The 19,240-nt window shown below is 44.9% G+C and carries 21 protein-coding genes and 1 riboswitch; of the genes, 13 read left to right on the top strand and 8 right to left on the bottom strand.

What is annotated here, in order from left to right; all coding sequences use genetic code 11:
* Positions 1 to 92: 92 nt before the first annotated feature.
* Together BFP72_RS07440 and BFP72_RS07435 are read right to left on the bottom strand one after the other, a co-directional pair.
* The gene (locus tag BFP72_RS07440) at positions 93 to 770 is read right to left on the bottom strand and encodes a hypothetical protein (protein ID WP_143519979.1); all 678 of its coding nucleotides are present in this window, start codon (positions 768 to 770) and stop codon (positions 93 to 95) included.
* A 17-nt stretch (positions 771 to 787) separates the two neighbouring features.
* On the bottom strand, positions 788 to 2,356 hold the full coding sequence (locus BFP72_RS07435) for a YdiU family protein (RefSeq protein WP_099598531.1): 1,569 nt from the start codon (positions 2,354 to 2,356) through the stop codon (positions 788 to 790).
* A gap of 151 nt (positions 2,357 to 2,507) precedes the next feature.
* On the opposite strand from BFP72_RS07435, the gene BFP72_RS07430 reads away from it, so the two are divergent.
* Positions 2,508 to 3,158, top strand: coding sequence for a 2OG-Fe(II) oxygenase (locus BFP72_RS07430; RefSeq protein ID WP_099598530.1), 651 nt, complete (start codon positions 2,508 to 2,510; stop codon positions 3,156 to 3,158).
* A 153-nt stretch (positions 3,159 to 3,311) separates the two neighbouring features.
* Here BFP72_RS07430 and BFP72_RS19170 read toward each other — a convergent pair whose 3' ends face one another.
* On the bottom strand, positions 3,312 to 3,449 hold the full coding sequence (locus BFP72_RS19170) for a hypothetical protein (protein WP_158233334.1): 138 nt from the start codon (positions 3,447 to 3,449) through the stop codon (positions 3,312 to 3,314).
* A 274-nt stretch (positions 3,450 to 3,723) separates the two neighbouring features.
* Between BFP72_RS19170 and BFP72_RS07425 the strand changes: the two genes are divergently transcribed.
* Together BFP72_RS07425 and BFP72_RS07420 are read left to right on the top strand one after the other, a co-directional pair.
* Positions 3,724 to 3,936, top strand: a complete 213-nt coding sequence (locus BFP72_RS07425) for a hypothetical protein (RefSeq protein WP_099598529.1) — start codon at positions 3,724 to 3,726, stop codon at positions 3,934 to 3,936.
* A 122-nt stretch (positions 3,937 to 4,058) separates the two neighbouring features.
* Positions 4,059 to 7,394: a CHAT domain-containing protein gene (locus BFP72_RS07420; protein WP_099598528.1), complete on the top strand. Its 3,336-nt coding sequence runs from the start codon at positions 4,059 to 4,061 to the stop codon at positions 7,392 to 7,394.
* 33 nt (positions 7,395 to 7,427) lie between these two features.
* On the opposite strand, the gene BFP72_RS07415 is transcribed toward BFP72_RS07420, so the two are convergent.
* The 5 genes from BFP72_RS07415 to BFP72_RS07395 all read right to left on the bottom strand — a co-directional run bounded on the left by BFP72_RS07415 (position 7,428) and on the right by BFP72_RS07395 (position 10,849).
* The gene (locus tag BFP72_RS07415) at positions 7,428 to 7,856 is read right to left on the bottom strand and encodes a hypothetical protein (protein ID WP_099598527.1); all 429 of its coding nucleotides are present in this window, start codon (positions 7,854 to 7,856) and stop codon (positions 7,428 to 7,430) included.
* Positions 7,857 to 8,385: 529 nt separating this feature from the next.
* Positions 8,386 to 8,643: a Txe/YoeB family addiction module toxin gene (locus BFP72_RS07410; RefSeq protein ID WP_099598526.1), complete on the bottom strand. Its 258-nt coding sequence runs from the start codon at positions 8,641 to 8,643 to the stop codon at positions 8,386 to 8,388.
* A 1-nt stretch (position 8,644) separates the two neighbouring features.
* A complete protein-coding gene (locus tag BFP72_RS07405; protein WP_099600718.1) occupies positions 8,645 to 8,896 on the bottom strand; it encodes a type II toxin-antitoxin system Phd/YefM family antitoxin in 252 nt (83 codons plus the stop codon).
* A 67-nt stretch (positions 8,897 to 8,963) separates the two neighbouring features.
* Positions 8,964 to 10,424, bottom strand: a complete 1,461-nt coding sequence (locus BFP72_RS07400; protein ID WP_099598525.1) for a carbohydrate porin — start codon at positions 10,422 to 10,424, stop codon at positions 8,964 to 8,966.
* 41 nt (positions 10,425 to 10,465) lie between these two features.
* Complete coding sequence (locus BFP72_RS07395; RefSeq protein WP_099598524.1) at positions 10,466 to 10,849, bottom strand: response regulator; 384 nt, start codon at positions 10,847 to 10,849, stop codon at positions 10,466 to 10,468.
* Positions 10,850 to 10,985: 136 nt separating this feature from the next.
* On the opposite strand from BFP72_RS07395, the gene BFP72_RS07390 reads away from it, so the two are divergent.
* The 10 genes from BFP72_RS07390 to thiH all read left to right on the top strand — a co-directional run bounded on the left by BFP72_RS07390 (position 10,986) and on the right by thiH (position 19,232).
* Positions 10,986 to 11,423, top strand: a complete 438-nt coding sequence (locus BFP72_RS07390) for a heme-binding protein (RefSeq protein ID WP_099598523.1) — start codon at positions 10,986 to 10,988, stop codon at positions 11,421 to 11,423.
* 31 nt (positions 11,424 to 11,454) lie between these two features.
* Positions 11,455 to 12,282: a S1 RNA-binding domain-containing protein gene (locus tag BFP72_RS07385; protein WP_099598522.1), complete on the top strand. Its 828-nt coding sequence runs from the start codon at positions 11,455 to 11,457 to the stop codon at positions 12,280 to 12,282.
* A 233-nt stretch (positions 12,283 to 12,515) separates the two neighbouring features.
* On the top strand, positions 12,516 to 13,142 hold the full coding sequence (locus BFP72_RS07380; RefSeq protein ID WP_158233333.1) for a response regulator transcription factor: 627 nt from the start codon (positions 12,516 to 12,518) through the stop codon (positions 13,140 to 13,142).
* Positions 13,143 to 13,197: 55 nt separating this feature from the next.
* Positions 13,198 to 13,296, top strand: a riboswitch (TPP riboswitch).
* 29 nt (positions 13,297 to 13,325) lie between these two features.
* Positions 13,326 to 13,532 (top strand): sulfur carrier protein ThiS, encoded by a 207-nt coding sequence (gene thiS / locus BFP72_RS07375; RefSeq protein ID WP_099598520.1) that lies wholly within the window; start codon positions 13,326 to 13,328, stop codon positions 13,530 to 13,532.
* Between the two features lie 10 nt (positions 13,533 to 13,542).
* Positions 13,543 to 15,414 (top strand): phosphomethylpyrimidine synthase ThiC, encoded by a 1,872-nt coding sequence (gene thiC / locus BFP72_RS07370; protein WP_099598519.1) that lies wholly within the window; start codon positions 13,543 to 13,545, stop codon positions 15,412 to 15,414.
* 4 nt (positions 15,415 to 15,418) lie between these two features.
* Entirely contained in the window at positions 15,419 to 15,982 is a 564-nt protein-coding gene (locus tag BFP72_RS07365; protein ID WP_099598518.1) for a thiamine phosphate synthase, read from the top strand.
* Positions 15,983 to 15,985: 3 nt separating this feature from the next.
* A complete protein-coding gene (locus BFP72_RS07360) occupies positions 15,986 to 16,735 on the top strand; it encodes a hydroxymethylpyrimidine/phosphomethylpyrimidine kinase (RefSeq protein WP_099598517.1) in 750 nt (249 codons plus the stop codon).
* Positions 16,732 to 17,367, top strand: a complete 636-nt coding sequence (locus tag BFP72_RS07355; RefSeq protein ID WP_099598516.1) for a thiamine phosphate synthase — start codon at positions 16,732 to 16,734, stop codon at positions 17,365 to 17,367. The genes BFP72_RS07360 and BFP72_RS07355 overlap by 4 nt, the downstream gene beginning before the upstream one ends.
* Positions 17,354 to 18,127 carry a thiazole synthase gene (locus BFP72_RS07350; protein WP_099598515.1) on the top strand — a complete coding sequence of 258 codons (774 nt, stop codon included), beginning with the start codon at positions 17,354 to 17,356 and terminating at the stop codon, positions 18,125 to 18,127. Before BFP72_RS07355 ends, BFP72_RS07350 begins: the two co-directional genes overlap by 14 nt.
* Entirely contained in the window at positions 18,117 to 19,232 is a 1,116-nt protein-coding gene (gene thiH / locus BFP72_RS07345; protein WP_099598514.1) for a 2-iminoacetate synthase ThiH, read from the top strand. The genes BFP72_RS07350 and thiH overlap by 11 nt, the downstream gene beginning before the upstream one ends.
* Positions 19,233 to 19,240 lie beyond the last annotated feature (8 nt).

Here is a 19,240-nt window from a genome sequence, read left to right as displayed (position 1 = left end):
TGTAGTTTTCCCCAAAAGTAGTGCAATTCGCAGAGCTGACAAGCATGTCGGTTAGGGTTGAATCTCAATTTTTTGACTGCTGCTGTGGCCACTCACGAACTACCGAGTAGTAGTTCGGCCCAATGTGCTTGGTTTTCTTCATACAACAGTACAGGGTCCTTGAGCTGACGAATGGCTCCTTCTAGATGAGTATAGTTGGATTGAGAGATATGCAGGGGAATCTTGTAGAGACGGGGATCTTTCTTAGCAAAAGGGCAAGGAACCTTAGACTGGTAGAGGTATGGAATGAGCGTCGTGGTACAATCCAAGGCGATGCGATCAATCTCATAGATCTCTAGCAGATCAGTAAGTGACTCATTGATGCTCTCGAAGAAGTCTATAGTGGACGCCAAACGAACCCGAGAGCCTGCTCGTGACTTCCCCTTTTTATTGAGGTATTTGATTTGACTAAAGCCCTGTTTTTTGCGGGTCATGTAAGCAGAAAATGTCGTATGGTACACGATGTGCTCCCCCTGTACGATGCATAGTGCCGCACTCCCTGATTCTATACTCAAGTAGAGTGCATGAGCATGATCCTCAAGGAGGATGAGCGACTCATCTATCATCAGATGCAGCGGTAGTCTGAGTATACCAATCTGTTCGCGATTCTCGTCATACAGTAGGATATGGTGCTTCTGGTAGTCATAGTGACAATGAGGTATTTCATCGCTTACGAGTTCAAGCAATTCGTCGATGGGTAAGTCACGGAGACGGAGCTTATATTGAGTCATGGCCCTACGTAAGTATATTAAGAACTACATGACAACATGGAGCACCCTACCCTATTTCGCGCCCATTCGGAGCGCTTGGTATACCACTTCTCATACTGTGGCTGTTCGTCGTAGGGCCGACGTAGCATCTGGTAGAGTTCGTCAATGAGACCATAGTCTCCTTGCTCTGCCGCATCGATGGCAAGTTGAGCCATGTAGTTGCGTAAAACATACTTAGGATTCACTGCATTCATGCTGTCACGACGCACTTTTGGCTCTTGGTCTTCGGCCAAGAGTAGGTCACAGTATGTCGTATGCCAAGACTCCCACTGCGTGTGCAAAGGACTCATCTCGTGGGCTTTCATGTAGCTGGTTTTCCCAAGCATCTGCCAAAAGGCTTCCCAGTCACTCGAACCCACAATTGATAACTCCCTAAAAAACAACGTCATATCCTGCTCTGACTGCCCCAGCAATTGCGTCAAGCGAGTGACGAAAGTCTCCTCTACGTGCTCACTCTGATGCAAGCCAAGTTTGCTACACATCATCCTGTGATAATCCTTCAAGTAAGCGTCTTTGTATCCGTCCAAAATGGCTTGTAGTGGCTCTGCCTCACCGATCAAGGGATAGAGCGCATTGGCGAGCTGCATGAGATTCCATACAGCGATGTTGGGCTGATTGCCAAATCGATAGCGGCTATGCTGAGCATCTGTCGTATTGGGTGTCCAGCCAGGGTTGTAATCTTCGAGCCACCCGTAAGGACCATAGTCAATCGTGAGGCCTAGAATCGACAAGTTGTCGGTATTCATGACTCCATGCACGAACCCGACTCTCTGCCAATGTACCATCAAGTCCTTGGTACGAGTCACTACTTCTTGAAAGAACGCCAAGTAGGTGTCTTTTGAAGGTTGACCCAAATAGGAAAAGTGATGACGAATTGTATGATCCACCAACTGACGCAATTGATCCGTCTCGCCCCGAGAAGCAAAAATTTGAAAATGCCCAAAACGAATGAACGAAGGGGCCGTACGGCATACCACAGCCCCAGGTTCATCCTGGGGGTTTCCATTGTAAAGCATGTCTCGTTTCACTAGGTCTCCCGTCGTGACAAGAGACAATGCACGGGTGGTCGGAACACCCAAGTGATGCATAGATTCACTGCATAAATACTCCCGGATCGATGAGCGCAGCACGGCCAAGCCATCGGCTGTGCGCGAATATGGTGTAGGTCCAGCTCCCTTGAGCTGCAGTTGCATTGGTTGATCTAGAATCATCAGATCGGCAATATTGATCGCTCGACCATCACCCAGCTGCCCAGCCCAGTGCCCAAACTGATGTCCACCGTAGCACATTGCATACGGTTGGAAATTTTGAAAACGCTTCGCTCCACTAATCACAGCCAACCACTCTACTTTATCCCCAATTGATACATCCCATTCGTCCAGTAGCTCCTGCGACTCATGGATCAGGGTCGGGCGAGACGGCACTCTCGTATCTACACAAGAATAGCTCGCACGCTGAACCTGACGAGGGTAGTTCTCCATATTGGGGTCAGCTGGCAATTCTTCCTTGTAGGGCGACTGAAGGGGTAATTTGAGTAAATCATTCATCTGTAAATCCTTTCTTCTCCATGGAGAGTTGGTACATAGTTGCGAAGGTAGAAGGAATTGTCCTTCCAAAAACTAAAACAGCACCAACTTCTCTATCGTCCAATGACTTGTCTTATGCTTCTTTGCACTACATTCGCGAAATTTTTGTTCATTGAATTCCTTTTTTAGCGAGGACAATTGGATCAACTGGGTTGATGCATTGTCAGAAAATCACTATGTCGTCATAGACAACATACTACCGACTGAGGTATTGCATGACCTCAAATCGAGCTTTGACGAAAGAGTACAGGAAGAACAGCTGCGCAAAGCAGCCATCGGTACTCTCAATCAGAAGCATGTCGACCGCAGCATTCGCGGTGACGAAATCCTATGGTTGGATCAAAACATAGCGGATCGACGTATCCGTACTTTTTTCGATCTCGCTGATGAAATCAAACAAAATCTTAACCGCTACTGTTATCTCAGCCTATCGGGCTATGAATTTCATTTTGCACATTACCCAGTGGGTACATTTTACAAGCGACATTTGGATCAATTTCAAGGACGAAACAACCGTCTCATATCCATGATCCTCTATCTCAACGAAGACTGGAAACCAGAATATGGTGGACAATTGCATTTATTTCTAGAAGACGGTCGAGAAGAGACCATACTACCTACCTTTGGACGCATGGTGATGTTTAAGAGTGATGTACTGGAACATGAGGTAATGCTCACGGCTCATGACCGGTACAGCATCACAGGATGGATGCTATATCAACCCGTCGGGTTGGGCTTTTTAGAGGCCGCTCCGGTTCATTAAATAGCACTAGCCCAAGAGCTCTACAGGCACTGATGCTTGTATGGAATCACCCTCACGCCAATTGGAACCCGCCGTGATATTAATTCACAAGGCAACAAAAAAAGGCTACCAGAAATGGTAGCCTTTTTTTGTTGCCTTTGTTGGGTTGAGATCTTAACGCTTGGTCACTCGTGTAGTCACTTCGTTTTCCAATTCATTGCTTCGCTCGATGAGTCGGGTAGACTCTGCGTTCAACTTCTCGATCAATCTCATCATGTCTTCGATTTGGTTCAATTGCTGTACTCTGTTCATAGCGGTTCCTGTTTATTGTTTGTGTTTTTTTTAATCTCATAGCAAACATAAGTAATAAACTTTATAAATAAGTACTTATAAATAAAGTTTTTAATTCTTTAACACAAAAACAACTTAATAGATTAGTTCCAAAACATGTAGTACATTTGTCTCAGACGTTTTCTTCAGGGACAAAATCACCTTGTACCGTGTGTATTGGACTATTTCCAAAAGCCATACTCACTTCATTTTGGTGTGCGTTTTCCTTGAAAAAAAAATGAAATAGAACTAAGACATGAGCGCTCCTAAGCACATATTCACGGTCATCAAAGACGATGATCTCAAAACTCACTCGACACTCAAAGGAGCAGCAGACTATGCGGGAGTATCCTACCAGCACCTGCTTCAGACCAAAGCCAAAGGCCTTCAAGTAGGTGAGTCTTTCGAAATAAAAGGCTGGACGTTCTACAAAACCGAGCTATTGCGCGCCGAACGCTCAAAATCGTAACTACCTGTAAAACTGAGTAATAGCCCCTCTCCTTGCCTCCCCTATCATGGATAATGAGCCTTTGAGAGGGGTCTTTCTGTAATTCAAATCACCGACATCAAACACACTTTCACAACCCTAGCATGCATCAAACATTCAAGCATTTCTTCACCTTACTAATTGTTACTTTCTCCTCTTCGACCTACCTGTTTGCCCAAAGCGACCCTCTCACTATTGCCCAAGAATACTTCGGCGCACTACAGTATGAGCAGGCGGTAGATGCTTTCGAAAAAGCCTATGCGGTAAACGGTCAATCCGAAGCATTGATAGGTATGATCCAATCCCATTGGGAGATGGGCATGCGGTATCAACTCAACGACCAAATGACCGCCAGTCAACAACAATACAACCGTGGTCTCCAACTCGCCCAACAACTGGTAGCTAGTGACGCTTCCAATGTAGAATACCGATTGCTCCGAGGATTACTCTACCTATACAACGGTAGGACTGATCAAGCTCGTGTTGACTATGAGTACGCCAGAATCAATGACCCAAACAACGGAAGAGCCTACTACTACCTGTGGACATTGGAACCTCTCCAGGGTATGGCCAAGATCAATCACCCCTACGCAACACAGGCCCTCCAGCTAGACCCTACACTCTACGAGCTACATCAAGAGTTGGGAGCCTACTATTCGGGACTCGGCATGACTGAACAGGCCATCGAGCAATACAACCTAGCCCTTGGCATAGAGCCTAAGAGTTACAAAGCACACCTCTCACTCGGGCAAGTCTATTGGAATCTTGGCGACTTGGATCGGATGCGCACTCACTTTGAGCAGTCGTTGGTTTACTTCCCTGACTTTGGCTATGCACAGATGTTGTTGGCAGGTGTAGAGCTCATGTCCAATCAAACTACTACAGCGGTATCTCTCATCAAGCAAGCCTTGAAGACTAACCCAAAAATGGAAATGTATCTCTCTATGTATAAGGAGAATTACCCCATTTTGAACAATTACAACTTTAAGTATAAGACACATGCTAACGAGAAGCCAATCGACGCAAATGGTTACCCGAGATACTACCAAGAGGCAATCACCTATGCACAAGAGAAACGGTATGTTGAGGCTCTCAATCTACTGCACCAGTGTCATGACAGCTACCAAAACTACGCACAGAATCAACCAGCCTGGTCAATGTCCATCCTGTCCTGGATGTCATTTTGCTACCGCGAATTGGGTTATTCTGCCAATGCCATCCAAATGAGTAAGGAAGCTCTAGCCCTATCCAAGACTTACAATATCACAACAGATCAGGCTAGTCTAGCAGCCAATATCGGCACGATCTACTATGGATGGGGAGATTATCCCAATGCCATCAACTACGCCAATGAATCACTGAACTATCTACAACAGTATAAACAAAGCGAGCAACTATATGACGCATACACCAACCTAGGGGTCTACTACCGCAAATGGGGAAAGACAGACAGTGCCGTGTACTACCATCAGCTCGCACTCAAGCTCTCTCACAAGCAAGAAAAATACAATCAAGCACTCGCCTACAAAGAATTGGCGCTGAGCTACAGCACCAACGATGAGATGAAAAAAGCACAGCAAAACATCGACTCGATGTTTGGGATCTACAATCAACTGGACTCTCAAGGTTATGACCCTGCTATCTATATGGGTGCTGTCTTGGTCTACTACAAACTTGGAGAATACCGAAAAGCCAATGAGGCCATACTCAAAGTAGCCGACCACTTCCTCACCATACAGCAGGAGTCTCCTATGCACCCCACACTCATTGAGTTTGCAGCCACATATACCGGCATCTCAGCCAATCTCAATGAGATTCAGCTAGCACACACCAACCTCGAAAGCCTCAATTACACCTTGATCCAGCAGATCAAGTACAACTTCCCCGTAATGAGTGAGCAAGGCAAACTCATTTTCTATCGAGATGCCAGTGAATACTTCGAGCGTTTCAACTCATTCTCACTCACTCATACCCAAGTCAATCAAGTCGTATTGAACCACATGTTGGAAAATCAATTGTTAAAAAGAGGCTTGCTGTTCAACGATGCCTCTCGATTTAACCAAATGATGGCTCAAACAGACAACCATGAGGCAAACCAACTATATGAAAAGCTGATTGCACACAAAAACCTCATGGCACGCTCCATCACTCTCAATGCCACCGATCTCGCTGAACGTGATATCAACACCACTCACTTGCAACAACAGATCGACAGTCTACAAGTCGCAATCAACCAATTGGGTATCGCTTCACAGCAAACCAAAACCTATGAAGAGGGCTTGGTCAAGCGTATTCAATCACAACTAGAACCCAACGAAGCGGCCATAGAGATGATTCGCCTGAGGAGCTATGATTTTAGGCTGGGCGGTCATTTCACCGATCAAGTGTACTATGTGGCTTTGATCCAAAAAGGAAACTCCAAGGATATAGAATACGTCGTACTAGACAATGGCCAATACATGGAAGGCAATGCCTACACAGCTTACACCAATTCCATTGTACATGAGATCACAGACACTAAGTCTTACATGACATACTGGCAACCTATTCAGCAAAAACTACAAGGAATCGACAAGGTTTACTTCGCTGGAGATGGCGTATATCACAAGCTCAACTTAAACACCTTGTATCACACAGAAACAGAGCAATATGTAATCGATGAATTAGATCTTCGATTGATCACCAGTACGCGAGACATACTCAAAAAAACACCGAAACTACCTCGATCAGGCAATGTATTCTTGGTAGGATACCCAACCTACGACACCTCTACGGCAGACAATCAATCCACCAACACAGAGTCAGAATTCATCACTACGCGAGCATTCACCACACTCAACTACCTCACGCCACTACCAGGCACATTGACAGAGGTCAAAGCCATCGAAAACATACTCGACAAAAGTAAATGGAGCACTACCGTCCACACAGGACCAGAAGCGAATGAGGCAAACATCAAAAGCGTGTCAAGCCCAACCATCTTGCACATCGCCACACATGGCTACTTCGAAGAATCTCAAAAGTACGACAATGCCCTACTCTACTCCGGGTTATTCTTGACAGGAGCTGTCACCAACTTCAAGAACAAAAACCATGTCGGAGAAGACGGTATCTTGACAGCTTACGAAGCGATGCATCTCGACTTGCAAAAGACACACATGGTCGTACTATCCGCCTGTGAGACAGGCATGGGACGCATCGAAAACGGCGAAGGAGTCTATGGACTGCAGCGTGCCTTCCTCATCGCTGGAGCGCGCGCTGTAGTCATGAGTATGTGGAGCGTCAACGACCAAACAACGATGGAACTCATGAGTAACTTCTACCGTCTATTGGAAGACGCCAAAGACAAACACACCGCCTTTAGACAAGCTCAACTTGACCTCAAGTCTCAGTATGCCAATCCCAAATATTGGGGAGCATTTAATACTGTAGGAAAGTAAGGCTTGATATTCTCTCTTTTTCGATAGAAGATGCTACGCTTCTTGTGGTACTTCTTTCTCTTTCTTGAAATACAGCCTAGAGGATTTGCGCAGCATAATGAACAAGATCACCAAACCAAAAACAGGAAAACCGATCGAAGAAATCTCCATCAATAACTCCCAAACAAAAAAGAGCCAAAAACCAACACGCTTTTTTTTGTGAATACAGAGTATCATCAATCCGCATCTGAGCACGACAAAGAGAAAACGAGTCGCTGTATAGGACATGACATAGGCAGGTGTCTTAGTATAGGCATCCTCTAGGTTGATGTACCCAAATATTGCATTGCCAATAGCTCTCAATAGTGACCAGTCAAGTTTGAGATACAGCAACAGATACAAAACCAAAGGAATCAAAGCAATGCTGATGATCTTGCAAATCAAAATACCTATGGCAAAATAAATGGCAGCTGGTTTATTCATGAGAGTGAGTTGAGTGAATCTTTGGTAGCATGCAAGATCGCTAAATTCAAGAAACCACACAAGCCCCACTTTTCTCTCCTACCTAATAATAAAGTTCACCTAGATAATACTGAAGTTCACCGATATCACCTTGAGCAGGTGATCAAAAGCCTCTATCCTTGCCTTGTAGTTGATGAAAACAACAAGCGAGTAATCAATCACAGAGCTGAAAAGCTCCACTGAAATAGAATAGTAATTTAGTCTTTCATAATCATGCTTAAGCTGCTGATCCGGACGGGATAAGCAGCTTTTCTTTTTATAGGCTATTGACAAATCCTATTGGCCCTTACGGATCACGCCGTATTTCTGGGGCATTGATCCAAGATCACTTCGAAATTCAACAGTCATGGTTCGACATTCATCATTACTTTTTTGCTAAACAACCACCTACTATCAGTCTTTGAACCAATGTGTACACAATGGAAAGCATGAATATCCAATGCGCCATGTCGAATATTGATTTAGATTCCTCTATTTACGGACTGCCCCCTCAATAATGCAGTCTACACTGCAATATCTCTATCCAGCCCTTGTGTATACGGTAGATGAGTCGGTGCTCCATATTGATGCGACGGCACCAGATATTTTGGAGATCATAGGCCAACGGTTGTGGATACCCTTCTCCCTCATAGGGAGTCTCTACGATGGATAGACACAGCTTATCTATCTCTATTTTGATGCGCAGATCATTCTTTTGCCAATGGTTGTAATCCAACCAAGCATGTGACGAAAATTTCAGAATTGCCATACTACTTCTCGATCCGTTTCTCAAATCCTCCACCGTCTTCGAGCTCTACCAAAGACTCAAAGATACGCTGGGCATTTCGAGGGTTTTTGAGCAAATAAAAAGTCTCATGTATACTATCATAGTCAGCCTTGGACAATACGACGACATCTTGTCCGTGTGCTCTAGTCACGAGCAACGGCATGCGGTTGCCCATGACACGATCCATATAAGACTTTAGGTTTTGACGAAATTTCGTATAGGTAGTATGCTCCATTTTCTTGGTTTTGACCAAAGATAATCAAGCTGTACAATATTCAGTACCTAAAGAGCTAAAAACCTGACTACCAAGTCCACCACTCAGCCTTGACACCTATATACTGCCCCCATCGCTCAGGTCCTGACAGAGCCAAATATGGAGAGTAGGCAGCATCACGCGCAGCATTGTTGTACCTCGCCACCGAATACACCAATCGCAGATGTGGTCTGGCCCATACGGAGCGATTGCCAGTGACCGCTAGTGTCGGTACCAAACTCAATTTGGTCATGGCATACCAAGGCTGATCTCCATCGCGTCGCTCAGCGTGGTGCAACTCGCTTTGAAAATGAAATTGATCCGTGATGTAGTTGACGACCTTTACTCCTAAAGCCCATTCTGTCTTGAGATTGTAGACCTCCCGTCCTAGATAGGTATCGGCTAGCCCATCGGTATCGGCAGCCCCTTTGCTCTTGTTGAACAAGCCATACCCATTGACGCTCATTCGATCACCCATGTTGAGCAAGAAATGATCGACAAAATGCCACGCGTATGCATTGGCAAACGAATAAGTATCTAAGTTGGCTGCTCCAAAAGTATTCCAAGTGCGGGAATTGCCTCCATCTCCTCCATTGGCAATCCCATGTCCATAACGCAATGCAACATGGTTGAAAGAACCCTGAGAGAATCCCGGGATACGGTTCCATTGCAGTTTGGCCCCCAACACCCACCCATCCTCTCCAGGAAATGAATACAAAGCACTCGAATCACCGGGATTGATTTCCTTGTCAGAAGGATCTCCCATGTGATGGTATTCTCCTATCAGTGTGATGAAACTCTCCTTACTCAAAGGAATGTCTTGCTCCACTACAGTCACGAGACGCTGTCTGAGTTCTAAACTAGGTGTACCGGATTTGATATTCAAATAAAAATAAGGAGGTACTGAAGCGGTAGTATCTGTGCTGGAAACAAAATTCATGCTCATCCGTGTCCCCTTGTACTCCACACCGAAGCCCTGACCTGAGTGGTCATTGAAATAGAAGTAATCAGCCATATGCACGTCCGGGCCACGATAGAGTCGAGACCCCACCCACACGTTAAGGTACTTGGTCAAGACATCTCGCGCCTCGACGAAGATCTCAGGAAATGCCAAAGTCAAACTACTAAACGCATCTCCTGTACTAGAATTACCAAAATACTCTAGATTATTGGAGTACAAAGACGATCGGATTTGCACGGTGATTTGCGTCGAATCCTTGGGAAAATTATCCGGCTTGATATGAAAGGCAACCCCCAACTCCATATAATCCTGCTCTTCCATCCTTCCTCCAATGCTACCCATATTGTTAAGATTCAGCCGTCGACCATCCGAAGACTGTATCGTCGGCAGCCACCCTACACCGATCCGGCCGTAGCTTCCAAAACCGAAGCCCAAACGTTCTGTTTCAAAAAACGGCTGGTACTGAATACTAGATTGTGCCCAGAGACACGAAGACGTCAACAACAGTAGACCGATACATACAACAGTTCGTAGGCAGGATATATTCATAGTCAGGTGCTGGTTTGGCTGACAGGCCTATGGCCATACAGTTACTTCAATTCTAATTCACAGATTTCAATCAACCGTTCCTTTCTCAAGGGCTTTACAAGATAATCTTTGATCAAATCAATGCCCTTTGCACGATCTATGTCTCGGTAATCGATCGAAGAGGACAATATATAAATCACAACCTTAGGAATGTTCAGTAGCTCATAAGCCTCAATAAAATCCCAAGCATCCATGATTGGCATGTTGATATCCAAAAAAATCAAGTCAGGAAGAACCGTATCTGCTTTCAACTGTCTGATGGCTTCCTCACCGTGCAAAAACAAAGCTACCTCAATCTCAGGGTTATAATTGAACAACATCTTCTTCATGATTTTCTGAAGAATCGGATCATCATCGATCACATATACTTTTTTTTGATTTGGCATGTATCCATCTATTGGGTTAGAATCAACCAAGATACGACATTCGAATAATTTGATGAATACCGGCGCATGTATTTTATATGAAATTAGTTAGTTGTACGCTTAATCAAGATATTTGCCGTACACAAACAAACACAGCATGGAGCTCAAACAAGGCATCAAAGCAATCAACACCGTCATACATGCGTGCATTCGCGAAAACAAGGAAGCAATCGTAGCGGTCGTAGATCCTCACGGTGAATTGGTCACATTTGCCCGTACAGACAAGGCAGCTTTGAGTGATATACAAGTAGCCATCAACAAAGGCTATACTGCAGCACGTACCCAACAGGACACCCAGGCTTTCGCCCAAAAACTCCAAGCCAACAACCCTGAGCATATTCGCTACTATGATGATCCTCGCATCGTCTCATGGCCAGGAGGTATCCCTGTAATGGACCCAGACCGACAACTCATCGGTGCGATAGGCGTCAGTGGCTTAAGTGACGAGGACAATCACACTCTCGCGCAACTAGCTGTCCAATCTCTGCAGCCCGAACCAGCCCAAACAGACAAAAAAATCCAACTGTACTCCTAATCAATAACACCACATACATCAAATCAACACCATGGAAATAGGCGAATACAATCAGCTCAAAGTAAATCGATTTACTGACAACGGTGCATACCTCATCGACGAGTCTGCAGAAGAGGTCCTCCTGCCCAACAAGTATGTAGCAGAAGGTCTTGCCATAGGTGACACCATCGAAGTATTCGTCTACACTGATTCGCAGGATCGCAATGTCGCCACGACACTCCAACCACACGCCAAGCGAAACGAGTTTGCATGCATGCGCGTCAAAGACGTCAACCAGTACGGGGCATTTTTGGATTGGGGTCTGGAAAAAGACCTCTTTTTACCTTTTAGCGAACAAGAAAAAAAACTAAAACCTGGACAATGGGTGACAGTGTACACCTATCTCGACTCCATCACCAAGCGTGTCGCAGCAAGTGCACGCATACATTTGTTTGTCGAGCGAGACCTCTCTCAACTCAGCGAAGGACAAGAAGTAAACCTTATCATTGGAGAGACCTCGATCAACGGCATCCAAACGATCATCGATCAGAAGTACCGTGGATTGATCTATGAAAACGAAACCTTCGAAGAGTTACTCAAAGGATCACACAAAACGGGATTCATCAAGCAAATACGACCCGATGGCAAGATAGATGTGACCTTAAGAAAAGCGGGGATAGAAAACCTCGAAGAAGGAGCCGAAAGGATCATGAAATATCTATCATCAAACAATGGACAACTTTCGTTGCACGACAAAAGTAGCCCCGAAGAAATACAAAGTATCTTGTCCATGAGCAAAAAGAATTTCAAGCGATCGGTTGGTATCCTGTACAAAAAGAAGCTCATCTTATTGGGCGAGGAGGAAATCACTCTTGCGTAAACTACGACACAAAGACTTTCCTCTATCTTATTAGTCTTCCAATAACTTTAGATTTTGTCCCTACCATACCCCTCCTGATGTGTATACATCTTGTCCTGTGATGGCATCCCACTGGGTTAGGACTACTACATTGACATACGTAGATAATTTTATTTAGAATTAATTTAAATAATGCTTGGCAAACTCATTGGTCTCTTTATTTTTGCTTAGAATTAGTCTAAATAAATAAACCAGTGTCCAAAACACAGTCCGTATCAATCACTGACACCAACTACTTGAGCAGGCAAGGATTGCAAGCGATCGTGGCTTCACATCCCGAACTGAGTTTAACCCAAACTTTTTCGGAGACTCCACAAGTAGTGACTGGTGCATTGCGCGAGCTAGATATCTGGATCATCAACCTCTGTGACAATACGGAACAGCATTTGGCTCTCGCCACCAAAGTCATCAAAACCAGCAAAGTCCTGATCATTGCTGACCCCAAACAAGAAAAGGAAATCAAACACCTCTGGGGCAAAGGCATCCAAAGTATAGTAACCGACCGCTGTAGCCAAGAGGAAATCTCCTTGGCACTTGGACACCTCTCCTCAAACAAGAAATTCTACTGCAATACCATCTTAGAGGTCGTACACAAAGAGGGCAGTCCTACCAAAGCGTATGACCTCTCCAAGCGTGAACTGCAAGTCATTGAACTTATCGTCAAAGGCCATAGTTCCAAAGACATCTCCAAACTTTTATACCTAAGTCCTCACACTGTCAACTCACACCGCAAAAACATCCTCAAGAAGTTGGATCTTAAATCACCTGCCGAGTTGATCATTTTTGCGCTAGACAAGAGATTGGCAAAAATCGACGACTAATCCACACATTCTAAAATCAATTGTTTTTTCCTTCCAATAAATCACTGTACTTTTGGTCACACTTTAGGGGTGCCCATCGTAGGTGATGGCTGAGAAAATACCCTCAATACCTGATACTGGTAATGCAGTCGAAGGGAAAAGTAAGGCACATCTCGTGGCTCCTAAAGGTAAAACTGATTCAATATGAAAATCAAATTGAACAACGAGGAGCTCATTCTACAAGAAAGCAACCCTGCATTGATTCCTGTATTAAAGAAAAAAAATCTTTATCTTGATAGGGGAATAGCAGTAGCAATCAACGATGAGATACTACCCAAGTCCAACTGGGAAGACTACCTCATACAAGAAAATGACAATATTCTAATCATCACTGCCACGCAAGGCGGATAATTGAAACATTATGGCGAAAGAAGACCAAATCCCAAGAGAAGAAAAGATCACTAGAGACCCCTTCCCTGCTTCCAAAAAAATATACGTCAAAGGAGAAATCCATGACATCAATGTGGCCATGCGTGAAATCACGCTCAACGACACAGTGCTGAAGTTCAACCCCTCGGCTCCTAAAGAGAAGAATCCAGCAGTCACTGTATATGATACGAGTGGTCCATACACCGATCCAAACATCGATATTGATGTACGAAAGGGTATACCTAAACTCAGAGAGCAGTGGATCTTGGACAGAGGAGATGTAGAACAACTCGACAGTATTTCTTCGAAATACGGACAAGAACGCATGGACGATCAGAGTTTGGATGATTTGAGATTTGAGTATATCGCCAAGCCTCTCAAAGCAAAAAAGGGCAAAAATGTTTCTCAGCTGCATTACGCAAAAAAGGGCATCATCACCCCTGAGATGGAGTACATAGCCATCCGTGAAAACCAAAGAATAGACGAATGGAACCACCTCAATGTCCAACACCCTGGAGAAAGTTTTGGTGCCAATACGCCCAAAGGCAAAATCACTCCTGAGTTTGTCAGAGACGAAATCGCCGCTGGACGCGCTATCATACCCAACAACATCAACCACCCCGAATCAGAGCCAATGATCATCGGTCGCAACTTCCTAGTGAAGATCAACGCCAACATAGGAAACTCTGCTGTATCTTCCTCCATTGAAGAAGAAGTAGAAAAAGCGGTGTGGGCATGTCACTGGGGTGCTGACACCATCATGGACCTCTCTACCGGAAAAAACATTCACGAAACCAGAGAATGGATCTTGAGAAATTCCCCTGTACCGATCGGTACAGTGCCGATTTACCAGGCTTTGGAAAAAGTAAACGGAAAAGCCGAAGACCTCACTTGGGAGATTTTTAGGGACACCTTGATCGAGCAAGCAGAGCAAGGTGTTGATTATTTCACGATTCATGCAGGTGTACTGCTCCGCTACATCCCGCTGACGGCCAAGCGAGTCACAGGTATCGTATCACGTGGCGGATCTATCATGGCCAAATGGTGTCTCGCCCACCACAAGGAAAGTTTCCTCTACACACATTTCGAAGAAATCTGCGAAATCATGAAGGCCTACGATGTAGCGTTCTCGCTTGGAGATGGGTTGAGACCAGGTTCATTGGCTGATGCCAACGATGAGGCCCAATTTGGCGAACTAGAGACTCTGGGGGAATTGACAAAAATTGCGTGGAAGCATGACATACAAGTGATGATCGAAGGCCCTGGTCACGTACCAATGCACATGATCAAAGAAAATATGGAGAAACAACTCGAGGCATGTGACGAGGCTCCTTTTTACACTCTCGGGCCCTTGACAACTGATATCGCGCCTGGTTATGATCATATAACTTCGGGGATAGGAGCTGCGATGATTGGCTGGTACGGATGTGCCATGCTTTGCTATGTGACCCCCAAGGAGCATTTGGGACTTCCCAACAAGAAAGATGTAAAGGACGGTGTGATCACCTACAAAATCGCAGCACATGCTGCAGATTTGGCCAAAGGGCACCCAGGAGCACAATACAGAGACAATGCCTTGTCTAAGGCACGTTTCGAATTTAGATGGGAAGATCAGTTTAATCTATCTCTCGATCCTGATACCGCACGTGAGTTTCATGATGAGACTCTACCTGCAGAAGGAGCCAAGGTCGCTCACTTTTGCTCAATGTGTGGGCCCAATTTCTGCTCAATGAAAATCACGCAGGATGTAAGAGAGTTTGCCGCTGCGAATGAGATGACCGAAGAGGATGCTCTCAGCAAAGGCATGAAAGAAAAGGCGAAGGAATTCGCAGAGAAGGGTAACGAAATATACCTAGAACAATAAGCCATTGAATATCGTCATCATCACACCGGAGACGCTGGTGGATCATGAGATTGCCACCTGCAACGAACTTCTCCATAGGGACGTTCGGTTACATGTACGCAAACCCACATGGTCATTTGATGAAGTCAAGAAATACATAGAACAGATTGATTCTAAGCACTACCAAAAGATCAGCTTGCATCAAGCTCATCCATTGGTGGATGAAATGAACCTTGGAGGGATACATCAAAAATCGCAAGACGATGGCCCAATCAACCCCTCCAAGGTCTATTCTAAATCTTTTCATTCGCTGAGAGACATCAGCCGTACACGTGCGGATCTCAACTATGGATTTCTAAGCCCGATATACGACAGCATCAGCAAACAAAACTACCTGTCTCATTTTGATTTGGATAAACTCCAAAGCGAACTGAGACGAATCAAATCGTTTCCTTTGTACGCTCTCGGTGGAGTCATGATCGATCACCATACTGAGCTCGAAGACATTGGATTTGACGGCATGGTTTTGTTAGGATCCTTTTGGAAACATCATGACATTGAAAGTCGCTTACATTACTTAAACAAATAACTCATGTCTACCAACAAAGAAAATCTAGCACTAAGTATCGCAGGGTTTGACCCATGCGGCGGTGCAGGCATCCTTGCCGACATACAGACCATGCATCAACTCAAAGTCCAAGGCATGGCAGTAGTCACTGCCCTCACCTATCAAAACGAAGATGACCTCTGGGGAATCGAATGGAAGGATTTTGAGCCCATCAAATCCCAAATTGATGCCTTGCTAGCAGACTACAAATTCAGTGTAGTCAAAATCGGCATCATCAACGGCCTAGACCTACTCAACAAACTATTGCAGTATCTCGAAAAGAGAATCCCTGAAGCCAAAATCATTTGGGACCCTGTATTGAAGTCCTCATCTGGTTTTGATTTTGTCAAAAAAGTAGAATCTGACGAGTTTCAAGACATCTTGAAACGTGTACACCTGATCACCCCAAACCGCTGGGAGTTTGACAAAATCACCAATGCTCTAGGCTCTGAAATCTGGCCCACAAATGTCCTCAAAAAAGGAGGCCACAGCGACACCAATGACACAAGCGACATCCTCATATTGACGGATGGCACTGAGATTGTCATTGAAGGCAAACGAATAGAAGGCAAAGATAAGCATGGTACGGGCTGCGTTCTTTCTTCGGCAATCGCTGCTGGCATCAACAAAGGCCAATCATTGCAAGAAGCTTGCGCTTCGGCCAAACAATACACAGAAAAGTACTTACAAAGTGGTACTGCCAAATTAGGAAGACATTTTGAAATTGACGCATGATCAGTAGGTTACATTATATCTCCCAGGAGACTCCTGGCAAAACACACCTTCAAAATATAGAAGAGGCTTGTAAAGCAGGCGTAGACTGGGTTCAGCTCCGCTTGAAAAACAAGTCCGAAGAAGAAGTATTAGATATCGCCACACAAGCCAAAGCTATTTGCAAAGAACACAAGGCCAAGTTGATCATCAACGATTATGTAGCGATTGCCAAAAAGGTGAAAGCAAACGGAGTACATCTTGGACAAGGAGACATGGACCCAATAGAAGCACGAAAGCTACTTGGAGACAGACCCTACATCGGCGGGACAGCCAACACCTGGGATCAAGTCGAAGCGCTCGCTATGGCTCAAGTTGACTACATAGGTTTGGGACCTTTTCGTGACACCACGACCAAAGAAAATCTCAGTCCTATTTTGGGCATAAAGGGGATTTCAGCTATTCTTAATCACATGATCATTGAAGACGTACATATCCCTATCATTGCTATAGGAGGTATTCGTGTAGAGGATATTTTCGACTTGCAGCTCTCAGGGTGTCATGGCATAGCAATCGCCTCTCTGATCAACTCTTCTGAGAACAAAACAGACACAATTAACGACATTAAATACTGCTTACCTGATGGAGAATTTTAAAATAGCAGACAAAGAATTCAGTTCACGGTTGTTCACTGGGACGGGAAAATTCAAAAACAATCAGCTGATGAAGGAAGCCTTGGAAGCATCCGAATCAGAACTAGCGACCGTTGCACTCAAACGTGTCGATGTAGGAGATGCTGACGATCAAATCCTCACACATCTCAACCATCAACGAATCAATCTACTCCCAAATACATCAGGTGTACGTACAGCCAAGGAAGCGGTATTTGCCGCACAACTTGCCAGAGAAGCACTAGAAACGAACTGGATCAAGCTTGAGATACACCCAGATCCAAAATACCTGATGCCGGACCCTATCGAAACCCTCAAAGCCACCGAAGAATTGGCCAAATTGGGATTCATTGTATTGCCCTATATTCATGCAGACCCAGTATTGTGCAAGCGACTAGAGCAAGTAGGTACGGCAGCCGTCATGCCGTTGGGCTCGCCGATAGGCAGTAACAAAGGCCTCAAAACAATCGATTTCTTAGAAATCATCATCGATCAAGCCAACGTACCTGTCATCGTAGATGCAGGTATAGGTGCGCCATCAGATGCAGCTAAGGCCATGGAAATCGGAGCAGATGCATGCTTAGTCAACACAGCCATCGCTGTATCTGACCACCCCATACAAATGGCTATTGCCTTCAAAATGGCCATCCAAGCAGGCCGTATGGCCTATGAGGCCAAATTAGCTTCCCCTGTAACGCATGCCACAGCAAGTAGCCCACTAACCGCTTTTTTGGATGAGCTTTAAAGAAGTATTTGACCGATACAGTTGGGATGAAGTCAAAGCATCCATTTATAACAAGACAGCATCAGATGTCATCCATGCACTCACCAAACGTGAACGAAATCTAGAAGACTTCAAAGCACTGATCTCCCCTGCCGCCATGCCTTTTTTAGAAGATATGGCCAAGATGAGTCATGCCCTGACTCTACAGCGATTTGGCAATACCATGCAGCTATACACCCCGATGTATCTCTCCAACGAATGTCAAAACATTTGCACTTACTGCGGCTTCAGCTTAGACAATAAGATCCGTCGAAAGACACTCAGTGAAGCAGAAATTGAGAAGGAAGTAGCTGCCATCAAAAAGCTTGGCTTTCAACACATCTTGTTGGTGACCGGGGAAGCCAATCAGACCGTAGGTGTAGACTACATCGAGCGAGCCATTCGTCAAGTGAGGCCTCATTTTGCTAACTTAAGCATGGAAGTACAGCCTCTAGATCAAGAAGATTATGAACGTCTAATCCCGCAAGGCTTACATTCAGTCTTGGTATACCAAGAGACTTACCACAAAGAGGATTATAAAAAGCATCACCCTAAAGGCAAAAAATCGAATTTCGACTATAGATTAGATACTCCCGATCGTCTCGGCAGAGCGGGTGTTCACAAGATGGGATTGGGTGCACTGATAGGCTTAGAGGACTGGCGCGTTGACAGCTTTTTTGTAGCACTCCATCTCAATTATCTTGAAAAGCAATACTGGCAAACCAAATACAGTATTTCATTTCCTAGGTTGAGGCCATTTTCAGGAGGCTTAGAACCCAAAGTAGAAATGGTGGACCGAGAATTGGTTCAACTCATCTGCGCCTATCGCATCTTCAACCAAGAAATAGAACTTTCCCTGTCTACCCGTGAAATGGAACGGTTCAGAGACCATGCCATCAAACTGGGGATCACCACCATGAGTGCGGGATCAAAAACCAACCCTGGAGGATATGCTGTAGAACCACAATCTCTCGAACAATTTGAGATCTCCGACGAGAGAAGCCCTGCGGCAATCCAAGAGATGCTCGAAAAGAATGGATACGAACCAGTTTGGAAAGATTGGGACATTGCACTTGAAAACGTTTGATTTGCACA

Origin of the sequence: Reichenbachiella sp. 5M10, assembly GCF_002742335.1 — a bacterium.
GTDB lineage: Bacteria > Bacteroidota > Bacteroidia > Cytophagales > Cyclobacteriaceae > Reichenbachiella.
Note: the sequence above shows the minus strand (reverse complement) of the source record. Positions and strands in the feature narration are given on the sequence as shown.